The sequence below is a fragment of the Haloferula sp. BvORR071 genome (assembly GCF_000739615.1).
Lineage (GTDB): Bacteria > Verrucomicrobiota > Verrucomicrobiia > Verrucomicrobiales > Akkermansiaceae > Haloferula.
This window is the reverse complement of the sequence record NZ_BATP01000019.1, coordinates 78878-93483: the sequence shown is the minus strand read 5'-3', so window position 1 is coordinate 93483 and position 14606 is coordinate 78878. Positions and strand designations below refer to the sequence as shown.

9 protein-coding genes are annotated in these 14606 nt (G+C 59.5%); 7 read left to right on the top strand and 2 right to left on the bottom strand.

Annotation, left to right across the window (positions count from 1 at the left end):
* The first annotated feature begins 100 nt into the window (after positions 1-100).
* The 4 genes from BV071_RS08645 to BV071_RS08630 all read left to right on the top strand — a co-directional run bounded on the left by BV071_RS08645 (position 101) and on the right by BV071_RS08630 (position 6330).
* A complete protein-coding gene (locus tag BV071_RS08645) occupies positions 101-994 on the top strand; it encodes a hypothetical protein (RefSeq protein WP_265594228.1) in 894 nt (297 codons plus the stop codon).
* Between the two features lie 71 nt (positions 995-1065).
* A complete protein-coding gene (locus tag BV071_RS08640) occupies positions 1066-2115 on the top strand; it encodes a PQQ-binding-like beta-propeller repeat protein (RefSeq protein ID WP_035605041.1) in 1050 nt (349 codons plus the stop codon).
* A gap of 31 nt (positions 2116-2146) precedes the next feature.
* Positions 2147-4879 carry a glycoside hydrolase family 9 protein gene (locus BV071_RS08635; protein WP_265594227.1) on the top strand — a complete coding sequence of 911 codons (2733 nt, stop codon included), beginning with the start codon at positions 2147-2149 and terminating at the stop codon, positions 4877-4879.
* A 110-nt stretch (positions 4880-4989) separates the two neighbouring features.
* A complete protein-coding gene (locus BV071_RS08630; RefSeq protein ID WP_265594226.1) occupies positions 4990-6330 on the top strand; it encodes a hypothetical protein in 1341 nt (446 codons plus the stop codon).
* Positions 6331-6385: 55 nt separating this feature from the next.
* On the opposite strand, the gene BV071_RS08625 is transcribed toward BV071_RS08630, so the two are convergent.
* Together BV071_RS08625 and BV071_RS08620 are read right to left on the bottom strand one after the other, a co-directional pair.
* Complete coding sequence (locus BV071_RS08625; protein WP_035605035.1) at positions 6386-8068, bottom strand: LamG-like jellyroll fold domain-containing protein; 1683 nt, start codon at positions 8066-8068, stop codon at positions 6386-6388.
* The gene (locus BV071_RS08620) at positions 8058-8624 is read right to left on the bottom strand and encodes a sigma-70 family RNA polymerase sigma factor (RefSeq protein ID WP_035605032.1); all 567 of its coding nucleotides are present in this window, start codon (positions 8622-8624) and stop codon (positions 8058-8060) included. Before BV071_RS08620 ends, BV071_RS08625 begins: the two co-directional genes overlap by 11 nt.
* Positions 8625-8804: 180 nt before the next feature.
* Here BV071_RS08620 and BV071_RS08615 point away from each other — a divergent pair, with 180 nt between their 5' ends.
* The 3 genes from BV071_RS08615 (at position 8805) to BV071_RS32700 (ending at position 14138) form a co-directional block, all read left to right on the top strand.
* Complete coding sequence (locus BV071_RS08615) at positions 8805-12191, top strand: autotransporter-associated beta strand repeat-containing protein (protein WP_265594225.1); 3387 nt, start codon at positions 8805-8807, stop codon at positions 12189-12191.
* A 144-nt stretch (positions 12192-12335) separates the two neighbouring features.
* The gene (locus BV071_RS08610) at positions 12336-12959 is read left to right on the top strand and encodes a response regulator transcription factor (protein ID WP_035605026.1); all 624 of its coding nucleotides are present in this window, start codon (positions 12336-12338) and stop codon (positions 12957-12959) included.
* 66 nt (positions 12960-13025) lie between these two features.
* Positions 13026-14138 carry a glycoside hydrolase family 76 protein gene (locus BV071_RS32700; protein WP_052573070.1) on the top strand — a complete coding sequence of 371 codons (1113 nt, stop codon included), beginning with the start codon at positions 13026-13028 and terminating at the stop codon, positions 14136-14138.
* Positions 14139-14606: the final 468 nt, after the last annotated feature.

Sequence of the window (14606 nt, the reverse complement as noted above, 5' to 3'; positions counted from 1 at the left end):
CCCTTTCAGTGAACTTTTTTGTCAGGATCTGCCACCGCGGATGAATAGGGCATGAATGTGGGTGAAGGCTTTTGCCCATAGGATTCAAAGCCCTTTGTTCATGAGACGCAAAGCCCTCCTGTCTTCCCTCCTGCCACTTGCAGGTTTTATTTTGATCAGCCTCGTCCCCAACCAGGCCGCAACGATTCTGCAAACAAACTCCCAGAATAGTACTGGCGACAATTGGAATGCCACCGCGGCCTGGGGAGGAACCGCACCGATCGGGACCAACGACTATGTCACCAATGCGGCCGCCACCGGTGCATTTGCGGCCACTGCCACCGGCCTGGGCTCTACCGTCACCTCGCGGGTCCGGAATACGGCCACCACTCCGTTCGGAGGGAATTCCCTGACCATTGTTTCGAGCACGGAATTGCTGTTGAGAGGAAACGGCACGACTTCCTCCGGGAACATCATCGTCAACGGCGGGACGGTGCGTTCGGTTTTCTCCAGTGCCTTGACCGGTAATTTGTCGACCATCACCACCGGGATTGTGGGCTTGGGTGGGACGAACACTTTGACCATCAACTCCGCGCTAACGGGTAGTGGCACGTTCTTCCTGCGCTCTTCCGACGGCACCCCAACGATCCGCTTCGGCGGCGATCTCTCGGGGTTTACGGGCACTTTGCAGATTGGCGGCGGTGGTGCTGCGCCCGGGGTTGTGACACTGGATTTTGACCAGAACTACACTCTCCTCGCCTCGATCGTGATGGGCACCGCAGGCACTCTGGATGTGCTCAATCTCGATCAGGCGATCACCGTGAATTCCTTCCAATTCGGTGCGACCATCTTGGCTCCCCACCAATATACCGTGGCGGAGCTCAACGCCCTGCCCGGCGTTGTCGGCTCGCAGTTCACTGGCAATGGCACCCTCACTGTCGTCCCTGAGCCAAGCGCCTTGCTGCTGGGAGGCCTGAGTTCGTTTCTCTTGATCCGCCGGCGCCGGGTGGCTTGAGGGCATTACTCCGATTCTGTCTAACAAAAACCACGGGAACCATGATCAGTAAAGCTCTTCACTTGCGGACAATGCTTTCAACCATCGGCTTGGTAGCTGCCTTGGGTGGCATTTCCAAGAGCCTGGCGGCAACGCCGTGCATGGATGTCCTCCATCTTTTCACTGCGCCGGAGGTGCCTGCATTCGCCCCGAGCGAGATCGCGGTTCCTGACAGGGGAGAGAATGGCTTGGTACGTGCCGGGCTTCCCGGCGAGGGGCTGGCGCGCCACCCGATGCTGTATGTCGGGGAGAACTACAACAAGATGTTCCTCGTGAAGGATGGCAAGGTGGTCTGGACCTACGCCACCGGACCGCGCCCTGAATTCGACGACGTGTGGATGCTGTCCAACGGCAACATCCTATTCTCCCGGATGGAGTATGTGGCGCTGATCACTCCGGACAAGAAGGTGCTGTGGCGCTATGACTGCAATACTTCGAAGGACTCTAAGCACACGGAGATCCACGCCTGTCAGCCGATCGGATTGGACAAGGTCATGTTCGTTGAGAACGGGCTGCCGCCGCGGTTGAAGGTCATCAACATCAAGACCGGTGCTACGGAGGTGGATCACGAGCTTCCTTACGAAGAGGCTCGTGGGATTCACGGGCAGTTCCGGCGGGCCCGCGTGACCGCCCAAGGGACCTACCTGCTTTCCTTTCTCGGGCTCGACCGGGTGGTGGAGTACGACAAGGACTTCAAGGAGGTATGGAGGTATGAGATCGCGAAGCCGTGGGCAGCGATCCGGCTGAAGAATGGAAATACCCTGATCACGAACGAAAAGGACAGTCTCACCCGCGAGGTCAATGCCAAGGGTGAAACGATCTGGGAGTTCAACTGCCTCACGGATCTTCCGGCTGAATACCAGTTTACTTCCGCGCCGCAGAGCTGCACCCGCCTTGCGAACGGGAATACGATTTTCACCTCGCGCGGCAAAGCTGGTGAAGGTCCGCAGCTCATCGAGGTGACTCCGGACAAGAAGGTCGTCTGGGTGTTGCAGGATTGGAAGACCCTCGGCGATGCCACCGCCGTGCAGATTCTAGACGATCCCGGCATTCCTGAGATTCCGGGCGAATCCGAGCACTGAGCGCGTGAGAAATTTCATTCTGTTTTGCCTCTTGGTTTCGGGGTCCCTCTCCCATGCACAGGCGGATCCGGGGGAATATGGCAGCTATCCGTTGGAGGCTGCGGAAGAGAACTCCCTGATGGCGAGATGGGAGAAGAAGCCGGTGCTTGAATCCCGGGTGATCGACGACATGGAAGGGGCGGGTGGCTGGAAGGTCAACGGCATCGGTGAGATGGGTTACACGGAGGATCGGGCGCGGGATGGGAAACAGTCGCTTCGGTTCAGCACTTCGGTGCGCGATGCGGCGTATCTGGCGTTGCCTGGGAACAAGAGTGAATGGGGATCCCAGACCTTCTCCATTTCAGGGCAGGCTGGCGCTTCGTCGGTGCAACTGCGTTTCGACAAGCCCCAAGATTGGTCGGCATATAACCGGATCTCCTACTGGGTCTACGTGCATCCGACATCGATGCCGCGCCACAACCTCAACCTGGAGATCAAGAATGAGGGCGGCGATGGTGGTGCCTTGAGTTCGGCGCGGAGCCACTACTCCAACGACCTCAAGCCGGGCATGTGGAACCACGTGCTCTTTGAGATGCCCCATCTGCAGCGGGACAAGGTGACCATGTTCAGCCTGACCCGCGAACTCACCGGCAACAATCCCGGCGAAGATCCGATCGTGACCTATGACATTGACCGGCTAGAGCTCCAGCGGGTGCCGGCGGATGCCTACGAAGGGTGGGCGGTCTCAGCGGGGAAATTCGCTTTCAGTCATGCCGGCTACCGTCCCGAAGATCCGAAGATCGCGATGGTTGGCGGCGGTGGTGGTGAGCGCTTCGAATTGGTGGATCAAGCGGGCAGGGTGGTCTTGGCAGGCGATGTCGGGATTTTGGAAAACAAGAACGGCGTGTTTCACCAGGTCGACTTCTCGGGCTTCCACACGGAGGGTGTCTATCGGATCCGTTGCGGTCCGCTGGTATCGGATCCATTTCCGATCCATGGGAACATCTGGTTGCAACCGGTTTTCAAGGCGGTGAACTTCTACTACTGCGAGCGCTGCGGCTACGAGGTGCCGGGCATCCACAAGGAATGCCACAAGGACTGGCAGGGATTCCGCGGCGATGAGAAGAAGGTGATCAACGGCGGCTGGCACGATGCCGGGGATCTTTCGCAAGGGATCTGGCGGAGCTCGATGGCGATCTACGCCATGTTGTGCAACCTGGAGGCTATGCAGCAGAACAAGGGGGCCTCGGCTGTTAGGGCGCGGATGCTTTCGGAGGTCGCGTGGGGTTTGAAGTATCTTCTGAAGACCCGGTTTGGTGACGGCTACCACATTCATTGGTGCCGGATGCGGATGTTCACCGACAATGAGATTGGCACGGTTGATGATGTGGTCGTTCCTGCCCAGAATGTAGCATGGGAGAACTTCCTGGCCGCCGCCGTGGAGAGCAAGGCGGCCATGTTATTGGAGGGGGCGGATCCTGAACTCGCTGCTCAGGCACGTGCCGCGGCGATTGACGATTGGCAGGCAGCGGTGGCATCACGCGGCACTTGGGATCAGGCTTCGATCGAGGAGGCAGCATGGGGCGTCAGCTCTTCCTTGCTGATGGCAAGGATGAGCGGGGAGGAGAAGTATCGGAAGCAAGCGGTGGTTCTCGGCGATCTCTTGCTGCGGTGTCAGGAGCAGAGCTTCGTGGAGGGTATTCCAATCACGGGTTACTTCTATCAGGATACGGAGCGGCGGAGGGTGATCCACAACAAGCACACCGCCTTCGATGAAGCCCCGATGATCGCGCTGGCCATGCTTTGCAAGGAGCTGCCGCAGCATGAGAAATGGATGGCGTGGTATAGCTCCGCCGTCTTGTATAGCGAGTTCTTCATGAAGCGGGGGAGCCAGATTGCCGCACCCTACCAGCTGCTGCCCAACTCAGTCTGGAACAGGGCGGAGGTCCTTGCCGACAAGGATAAAAAACACGGCGCCACCAGTCTCCAGCAATTCAATGAGGGGACACGCTTGAACGATGACCACGTGCTGCGGACCTTCCCGATTTGGACCGATTCCTTGTTCCATGGGAATACGAATATCCAACTGTCCAGCACCTGGGCGCTGGCGGAGGCTGCCCGGCTGAGGAATGATGCGGAAGGCATGAAGCTAGTGGGGAAGCAACTGGAGTGGGTGCTTGGTGCCAATCCCTTCGGCCAAAGCCTGATGTATGGCGAGGGGTATGATTTTGCCCCTCAGTTTGCCTATTGCCTGAAGGACATCGTGGGTTCCTTGCCGGTGGGCATGGATTGCAGGTCGGGCGATCAGCCGTATTGGCCGGCCACCGTGAGCGCCACCTTCAAGGAAATGTGGATGGAGCCGGTGAGCCGCTTTTTGGGCGCTGTGTCCGTCTATGCGTCTCCAATTCCCCAGGAGTCTGGCAAGGATCTGGACATGCAGGTGAAAGCCACTCAATCCGCTCAGGGCGTAGTGAATCTCGATCTAAGCATCCGGGGAAGCGGCAAGCACGAGATCGAGCTGAGGACCTTTAATGCGAGGTCGGAGTTCACCCGGAAGCAGGTCGACCTTTCCGCGAGCGGGGAGGGGAAGCTCCAATTCGAGCTGAAGGTGCCTGACGTGAACCGGCCCTATGTCGCCGTGATCTCCGTGGATGGGAATCCGGAGCTGCGCCGGGAAGTCGTGGGCTCCTACAGCGATGCATCGATCTTATCGGGAAAGCCAGGAAGAGCTGTTTGTTCGTTACGTCCTTGGTCGCTTTTGGAGGAATTCTCACGCTTGAACTGAGGGCTGAGAATCTGATTCCCACCGCCCCCGGAACTGCGCCGGATTACTTCTGCACTTGGAACGTCCAAGGTTACGTCTTGAGCTATGCCCCGAAAAAACTCCGGGATGCGATGACCGAGGAGAACATGTTCGGCTCCGGCAAGTATCAGAACTGGACGGGCTTTTATCCCCGGATCCGCAGCGATCTCTACTTCGTCATGGACGATTCGTGGGACGTGGATTTCAAGAACTACGACTACGGCGCGGATCTCTTGAATCCGGCAAGGTTCCCGACTTATGCCTCGTCCGGAACCGAGCAGGAGAAGTTCAGGAAACTGAATGCCGCAGTTCAGGCCAAGGGGTGGCGCGCGGTTGGCGGCTGGATTGCCGCCAACAAGGCGAAGGCCTACCAGGACATGAGCGACCACGACTTCTATGCGGAGCGCTTGAAGTGGATGGAGGCGGCCGGATGGGGTTACTTGAAGGTGGATTGGGGCAGTAACTCCAAGAGTGAAAAATGGCGGCGACAGCTCACGGAGTGGGGGCACCAGTATGCTCCCAATATTTACGTGGAGCAGGCCATGATCTGGAGCTGTGTTCCATTTTCCGATGTATTCCGGACTTACGATATTGAGGCGATCACCTCGATCCCGGTGACCTTGTCCAGGGTCTGCGATGGGATCAAGCAGGTCGCAGAGCCGGGTGCCAAAGGCTTGATCAACTGTGAGGACGAGCCCGTGATCGGTGCCGCCTTGGGCTGTGCCATCGGGATCATGCGGCACCCCTTTGTTGGCAATCTACCCGATGGCCAGCAGGACTATGCCTTCCCTCCGGTCGCACGCGATTTGAAGCGATGTGTGAATGAAGTTGAGCGGGCGGTGCTGTGGCATCGTGTTGCGCCGCCTTTCAGGGTGGATGGGCAGGCTAACATTGACGACGTGAAGCTAAACGATAGCTGGTGCTTCCAGGAGCGGGAAGGCTGGTCGACCAAGACGCCTGGCAAATGGTCCAGAAATTCCGCTCCTGCGCGGATCACCCGCGGTGGCTTGCCGCTTCCAACCGTGAAGGTGGAGTCCGGTGAAGCACCGTTTGTCATCGCCTCCCGCCATCCCAATGGCGTGCTCACCGTTGCCACTCTCGGGCGGACCATTTGCGCGAGTCCCACGGATCGGAAATATGGGACGCCCTTGGCCGATATCACTCTGGAAGCCGGCAAATTGACGGACCCTATCGGGATCTTCGGTCACTATCAAACTTTGACCCTGAGCTTCGACACCCCGATGAAGGGCCGCAAGGTCTTGGCCCAGGACATCCTAGACCATCAGGCGAAGGACATCACTGCTCAGGTCGTGATCAAGGACAATACCATCACCCTGCCGGGGAAGCTGATTGATCGCATCGGCTTGGAAAAGGCGGATCACGGCGACAAATCGGATCCGGGCATGGTGATTTCGATTTTGGACGCCAAGTGATCGGCCGCGGAATCTCGTCACATCCGCCGCGTGTCGGATTGATGTCGTGGTTGGCTTACGGCTTCTTGCCGCCGAGCGTGGCATGCTGCCGGATTTCTTCCGGCGTGAGCATGCGATCGTAGACCGCGATCTCCGCGAGGCGGCCGTGAAGCTGTCGCCACGGCTTCGATTCCGCTTCGGTGGTCGTGTAGCCCACGGAGTAGCCGAAGAGCAGGGCGACGGTGCTCTCGGGAGCCACTTCATCGCAAACGCCAGAGGCGAGGCGCACGCCATCAACATAGAGGGCCATCTCACGCTCTTGCCGCTGGGCGACCACATGGTGCCAGACAAAGGGCAGGGTGCCGGGATGCGAGATCAGATTTACTCCCTCGGTGCTCGTGGCCTTCGCGCGCATGAGGTAGCGCATGCGGCCCGGAGCCAGCGAGCCAGCCGGGGAGGATAGCGAACTCATTTCCTGGCGGCCCGCGGGAACCACGAAGTCCGGATACTGTGTGGCAAATTCCAGCAGGCTGAATTGCCGCGAGCTCCCGGCATCTGGCGCGAGCGAGGCCAAGGTGGCGTGTCCGCAGTCGGTGGTGGCGAACCACATTTCGACTGCCGAGCCAGAGCGCTTCATGGTCCACGGCTGTTCCGCCATGAAACCGCTTGGTCCGCCCTCGTAGCCGAGTCTCGCGCTGATGTGGCCGCGTTCATCGGGCCGCAGTGGGAGAGGGCCCATTGATTGCAGCGCCATGCCGCCGGTGATTTCATTCGGGACCAGTCCTTCGGGGCTGCTGCGATTCAGGCGCCAATAGTGGCGCGGTTGGGCGGCGAGGATGGCTTTGGAGTAATCGTCCGTGAGAGGCAGCGGCGGCAAGGGGATCTCGGGAGCCGCGGGAAAGTCAGTCATGCCAGAGGGCCGGAATTCCCCAGTGCTTGGCAGCATGCGTACCGCTTCACTGGGCTTCAAAACCTGGGTGCGGACGCCGTCCTGCTCCGGTTGCTTCAGGGCCGCGAGCACCGAGCCTTTGAAGACGCCAACTTGCGTGGAACCGTCGTCAGCCACGCTCACACCCATCTCCGTCCCCAGATCGGTGGCCGTGCCGCGCGGGGTTTCGACGCAAAAGCCCTCTGCACCCATCGGCACACTGGTGCGGATCTTGCCGCGATGGACGACCACTTGGTTGAACTCAATAAGCTCGAGATCAGCCGGTCCCTCGATCGTGAGCAGCACGCCTTTATTGAGCAGCAGTGTGGCGCGGCCGGATTGCAGTTGCACGCGCTCTTTCTTCAATAGGTCGCCCGGCTGAAGCTGGCGCGCTGAGGTCCACTGCGGAGCATCGACTAGAAGCACCTGCGCGAGCGGGGGAGGCTCCGGATTGGATCCGGCTGGATTCTTGCGGAGGAGCATGAAACAGAGCACCGCCGCGACCGAGGCAGCTCCGAAGGCAGCGAGCCGCCACCAGCTCTGCACCAGCCGGAAAGGCTGCTTGCTGACTGCGGTCATTACGCTGTTCTCCAGCGTCCGTTGCGAGTCCGGCGCAGACTCGTGGCTGATGCCCAGCTTCTCGCACAACTCCAGCCAGCGCGGCTCCGGAGCTTGGGCGACGCGCATCAGGGAGAGCATCCAGATTTCCTGGGAGAAGGCGGCGCGAAACTCCGCGTCTTGCTCCAGCCTCGCAAGCAGGGCATCGCCACGCCCGGGCGGCAATTCGCCACCCTGCCAGGCAGTCACGGCATCGAGGAGATCAGGATCCATGGGACAACCTCTTTTCAATACAGTCCCGCAGCAGTGCTGATGCCCGATGCTGGATCTGGTAAATGTTAGACACGGAAAGGGCCATCTCCCGGGCCAAGGCAAGCGCTTTCTCCTGGTCCAGCCAGCCGCGCACCACCCGGCGCATGCGTTCCGGCAATTTGCCGATGCAACCTAGCAGCGCTTCGAGGTGCACCTCCTGTGTCAGATCTGCCGCAGCGTCCAGATCGGCATCGAGGAGACTGACCGCGTCCCGCTGGAAAAGTTCCAAGGCTCCGGCGCGCCGCGCGGTACGCTCGTAGTGATGCCGGAGTTTGTTGCGGGCGATGCCCCGTAGCCAGGCCCCGAAATTCTCGCTGCGGGTAAAGGTAGGAAGCCGCTCGTAGGCGACGATAAAGACCTCCTGCGCGAGGTCATCGAGATCATTCATCTGGAAGAGCTGTGTGCCGAGAAACGTGCGCAGCGACGGGCCATACTCGCGGACGATGCCCAAGAAGGCATCGGACTGCCCGCCGAGGATGGCATCGAGGTGTTTTTCGAGATCAAAGGCTTCGCCCATATTCACCCCTTGTTCAGTCGTTGCGGCCGATCCTGACAAAAAAAAGAGCGCCGGGAAAAATAAACGCGGCCCCCTGTCAGAATTCCCACTCAAGCGGGAAGTTGTCTGACAGCAGCTCTCCCACGGCCCTCTACCATGGCCTTCCGCTGCTCTGACCCAGCAATAACCCAAGAGACAACTATGAAAGCCCGTAGAAACAACCCCTTCCTTCGTCTGTCGCCGCTATCCCCCGCCGTCGTAGTGATCGTTTCCTTCGCCAGCTCCTCCGGATTGCACGCCAATACTTCCCTGAATGTGAAGAGCGGCTTGGCTCTGGACGCCGGCCTGCAGGTGGCGACGACCTACGACGAGAACCTGGTGCCTGCCGCGACCCGCGATATCGCCTTCACTGCAGCAGGCGCTTACGCGAATAACTTCGTGGCGGGTAGATTCGGCGTAGGGACAGCAATCACCACCGGCTCGATCAACGATCTTAGCAGCGCGACGCCGATCACTATTTTCAACGGCAACCAAGGCACCGCGGCCCCTATCACGCTCACCGGAGGCAATACGGTATCCGGCACCGCGGAGGACCTGCTCTACGTGGCACCGGGCGCAAACCTCGCCATTTCCGGGTTCAAGGCCGATGGGATAGTCCCCAACACTATCAATTTGGTTCTGGGCGCTTCCGGTAACTTTAACGTCGCAGGGAATGCACTGATTAGCGCGCCGATTGCGAGCGGTACCATCACGCAGAACGGAACCACAAATGCACTGACAGCCAATACCAATGCCATCACCAAGACGGGAGCCGGCTCGGTCGTCCTTGCCAGTTCCTTGAACAACTTCACGGGCGGAATGACCATCAGCGGTGGCGTGCTGCAACTCGGCAATGGCGGGACCACGGGGAAGCTCGCGGTGGCCAGCGCCATCATCAACAATGCGAACCTGACCATCAGCCGCAGTGACGCAGTGGCTCAGGGCACCGACTTCAGCGATTTGCCCATCACCGGCAGCGGATCCTTCACCCAGGCGGGTGCCGGCACGACCACTCTCTTCGCGGTGAATACCTACACCGGTGCCACCAATGTGAATGCCGGAACGCTCGACCTGAAAGGCTCGCTGACTTCGGACATCACCGTCAGCAGCGGGGCGATCATCACCGGCATGGGGTCGACGACCGGCACCCTGACGATGAACGCAGGGTCGATCTTTTCGGCAGAAACCGTGGATCCTCCGTTCCAAGCCAAAGGAGTCACTTTCGCAGGTGCTACAAAGCTCATCTTCCGTGGCATCCCCAATTCCGGGCAGCAGACGGTCCTCTTCAAATATGGGGCCGGGGGAGTGCAGTCCTTGAATAATCTGAGTTCAAACTACCGGATTACTCCGCAAAACGACCCGGCCAATTCCCAAGTCGTCGGCACGGTGACGGTCAGTGACTTGACCTGGAATTCGACCGATGGCACTTGGGCAATCGGTGCCGGTGGATGGAGTGGTGCTCCGAGCTACTTCGACGGTGACAGCGTGACCTTCGGTGAGCGTTCCGCAGCGAGCACAGTGACTCTCAGCGGTGTCCTGAGTCCGGTGTGGATGACGGTCAACAATACCAGCACCCCCTACACCTTCACGGGCAGCGGCTCGATCAGTGGTGCCGCCCCGCTGACCAAGGACGGTGCGGGAGCGCTGAACCTGGCGACCGCCAATACCTACTCCGGAGGCACCACTCTGAACGCCGGGACGCTCAACGTTAACAGTGCCTCGGCGCTGGGAACCGGTCTCCTGACGATCAACGGCGGTGTGCTCGACAACACCAGCGGCGGTGCAGTGGTGATGAGCAACAACATCCCGCAGCTTTGGAATACCGATATTCTCTTCACGGGCACCAACAATCTCGATCTGGGGCGAGGCACCACCACTGCGGGTGGTGAAGGCACGAGCAGGACCGTCACGGTTAGCACTGGCACGCTGGCCATTGGGGAACTCCTGACGCCCGGCTTTGGCTTGATCAAGCAAGGCCCGGGCAAACTCGAAGTTGCGAGCAGTGGCAACAACACTGCCAGCAGTACGATCGGCGGGGTGCTGAACGTCGCCGCGGGTGAGCTTCAAATCAACCGCACCGGAATCGCCGCGGCGGACTCCGGAGATTTCACCGCGGCTGGAGTCATCGGAACGGGTACCATTACCAATGGAGCTGCTGGGTCGCGCTGGCTTTATTCCAATCCTGCGACAGGCAGCTTTAGCTTCGACGGTATCCTGGCGAACGGTGGAACGGCGGGTTTGGGATTTCTCAAGAGCGGGGCTGGCACCCAAGTTCTGACCGGTGCCAATACCTACACCGATGTCACCACTGTCTCGGGGGGCGCGTTGGTCATTGCGAACAACACTGCCTTGGGAACACCGGCTGGCACCACGAGCGTGGGCACCGGCGGATCGCTTCAATTCCAAGGAGGAATTACGGTGGCGGAGCCCTTGATCACCACAGGGCAGGGGAACGGAGTCGCGTCGAACAACGTCGTGGATCTGAATCCAGCCTCCCCGGGGGCGATCCGGAATATCTCCGGCGACAATATCTTCAGCGGCACTCTCAGCCTCACCAGTGGCGGCGGTGGCACCTTGGTGCGGGTGGACAGCGGGAGCAGCCTGAATCTGTCGGGAACTATCGGCATCATCAATGCGGGCACGAACCGCCGACTCTTCCTGGGTGGTGCCGGTAGCGGCAGTGTGAGCGGTGTCATCAACAACAACTTCGGTGGCGCTGGAGTGCTGAGCCTCGAAAAGGTGGATGGAGGCACATGGACGCTCGGTGGCGCAAATACCTTCACCGGGACCACCACGATCAACGCGGGAACACTGGTCCTCAATGGTAGCCTGGCGAACAGCGCGGTGACGGTAGCCTCGGGGGCAAGCTTCGGGGGAACTGGAAGCATTGCAGGAAATGTCACCATCTCCCCTGGTGGTATCCATTCGCTGGCGGTCGCTGCCACCCCGGATGTCCAAGCTCTTCAGGCCATCACCGGCTCTCTGACCCACGGCGCTGGCTCGGTTCTGAATCTGTCTGCGCCGGTCGTTCCCGCGCCAGGGACCTACAACCTCGTCACCACCACCACCGGAACCATTACCGGTCTTCCGAATCGCACCGGCTTCACGGGTGGAACCTTGGAGATTTCGCCGGATGGCAAGACCTTGAGGCTGGTCGTTGGCAGTGGCTCGGACTTCGGCACTTGGATCGCTACTTATACCTTCGCTCCGGGAGCGGACACCTCACCGACTGGCGATCCCGATCACGACGGCCTGACGAACCAGCAGGAGTATGCCTTTGGCCTCACCCCGAACAGCGGTAGCTCGGTCAATCCGATCACGTCTCCGCTGAACAAGGCCACGGGCCAATTCACTTACACCCGCCGCAAGCAGTCGCTGACGGGGCTTGGCTACAGCTACGAGTTCACCACCAACTTTGGAAGCTGGGCGCCATTCACCCCGACCGCGGCCGTCTCCAACAACGGCGATCCGATCGAGACGATCACCGTGACCGTTCCGGCATCGGTGACCGGCAACGCGAGCGCGTTCATTCGCGTCATCGCCGAGTGAGCTAGCGAAATTTGGAGAGTTTCTCCGATTCCTGGGTGGGTATTCAGGAACAAAGTGGCGGTCCGGTCGGGTTCCGGGCCGCCACCCTTTCCCTTCAGGGATCCGGAGCATGCAGCCTGAAATGGCATAGGAACAGACTCGGATATGATCAAGGTTGCCATTGTAGAAAGTAGGAGGACAACACGTGAAGTGCTCAGGAGTATCATCGAGCTTTCGAGCGAATTTGAGTGCGTGGCGGTCTGCCAAACGGCGGAGGACGCGCTGGAGGTTTTGCCGCGCCGTGCCCCCGCGGTGGTTCTCATGGACATCCAGCTTCCGGCCAAGTCCGGGATCGAGTGTGTCGCCGAGCTGAAGATGCTGATGCCTCATGTCCTGGTGATCATGGTGACGGCAGATGAGGACCCGGATCAGATTTTCGCGGCACTGCGGGCAGGGGCTTCCGGCTACCTGCTGAAGCGCTCTGCTCCCGAGGAATTGCTGACCGCGATCCGCGAGGTGGGCAGGGGAGGAGCCCCTTTGAGCAGAGAGGTCGCCCGCAAGGTATTCCAGTATTTCAGGAACCAGTCATCGTTCTCCGGCGAGTTGGAGACTCTAACGGTTCGCGAGAAGTATGTGCTGGAATTGGTGGCCTTCGGGCTCAGTAACAAGGAGATCGCTACACGCCTGGACGTATCAACTGATACTGTTCGCTTTCACCTGAAGCGTATTTATTTGAAGCTTCACGTTCGTTCCCGGACGGAAGCTGCAATTAAATTCTGCGGGCGCTAGTATTAGGGAGGCCTTCCCGATTGCGGTAGCCGCAGGGTAAAGGATCCTCAATTTTACTTCCGAATCATGAAGCTTGCTTCCACCTCCAACCAAACCTCAGCCACGACGTCCAAGATCCGTTTCTTTTGGTTCGCCGGGGCCTGCTTCGCATTGGCTGGCGGGCGGGTGCAGGCCTTTACCCCTGCGGATTCGGATGCTATCTTTGACGCCCATACCAAGGCCTTCTACAAGTTGGAGAACGGGCAGGGCTGGCACATCAAGAAGAGTGACGGCGGCAGGGCCGATTTCTGGATGCAGGCGGAGATGCTGGAGATGGTGCTGGATGTTTACGCCCGGACTCAGAATAAGAAGCAACTCGTGATGTTCGACGAGTTGTTCCGGGGTTTCATCGCCAAGCATGGCGAAACCTGGGAGCGCAACGATTTCAACGATGACATCATGTGGATGGTCATTGCCTGCACGAGGGCGAACCTGGTGACGAAGAACGCCGAATATCTCACCGTGGCGAAGAAGAACTTCGACCTTTGCTACAAGAGGGCGATCTCTCCCGACCTCGGTGGTGGCCTGTGGTGGAAGACCGACAACAAGTCGAAGAATGCCTGCGTGAACGGTCCGGGTGCGATCGCGGCCTTCCTGCTCGGTCTGGCGACAAAGGATGCCTCCTACACCGCCAAAGCAAAGGAGCTATTCTTGTGGGAACGCGCCACCTTGTTCGACGCGAAGACGGGGAAAGTTTCCGACAACATTCATGTTGGCGGGAAGATCGGTGCTTTCGCGCTCACCTACAACCAGGGGACCTTTGTCGGAGCGGCGAACTTGCTCGGTTACAATGAGGATGCGCAACTTGCTGCTACCTACACCATGAACAACATGTGCAGGGATGGCTACCTGCCGGCTTCCGGGGAAGGTGGCGACGGTGGTGGGTTCAATGGAATCGGGGTCCGTTGGATTGCCCGCTACATGAAGGATCGCAAGCAGCAGGCGACCTTCGAGCCATGGTTGCAGAAGAATGCCGAGGCCGCTTGGCAAGCCCGTCGTGCGGAGGATAATCTCTCTTGGTGCGCTTGGCCGAAGCCGACGCCCCCGGGCGTGAGGCATGCATGGGGCTGTAGTAGCGCGGTCGTGATCCTACAGGCGGTTCCTCCGACTGAGGCGGTCAAGAAGGAGGGGTCGCAGTGATCCACCTTTGAGCGTTCTACTGTAAAAGTATCGTTTGAGGGCTAGGAAGAGGGACGGGGATGGATTTGATGGATAGGGTACCAGGCTGAAGAGCTTGGGTTGGTTCACCTCATCCCATCCCATCTCAAAGATTCCGGGCACCTGATTCTCCGGATCTCCAGCCGGGGGAAGGTAGGAGCTTGTGTTTCAGTGTTAAGTTTTCGGGAAAAGCGGGGGGATGGCGCAAGCTGGGTCGCGGATTTGAATAGCCGAAGCCTAACCGCGGAATAGACCGAACACGCGGAAACGGAGAGGAAATGCCGATGGAAAGCGCCGGTTGAGGCGGGCAGGCGGGGACCGTTCGGCGGCTTTTTAGCCGCGCTTCCTACTGTCAAGTTAATGAATTCCAGGAGGTTGGGGGAAAAGTGCAGATAAGTTGGCGGGAATTTTTCATCAAAAACGCACTGTATCTACAATGCGATGACTGCT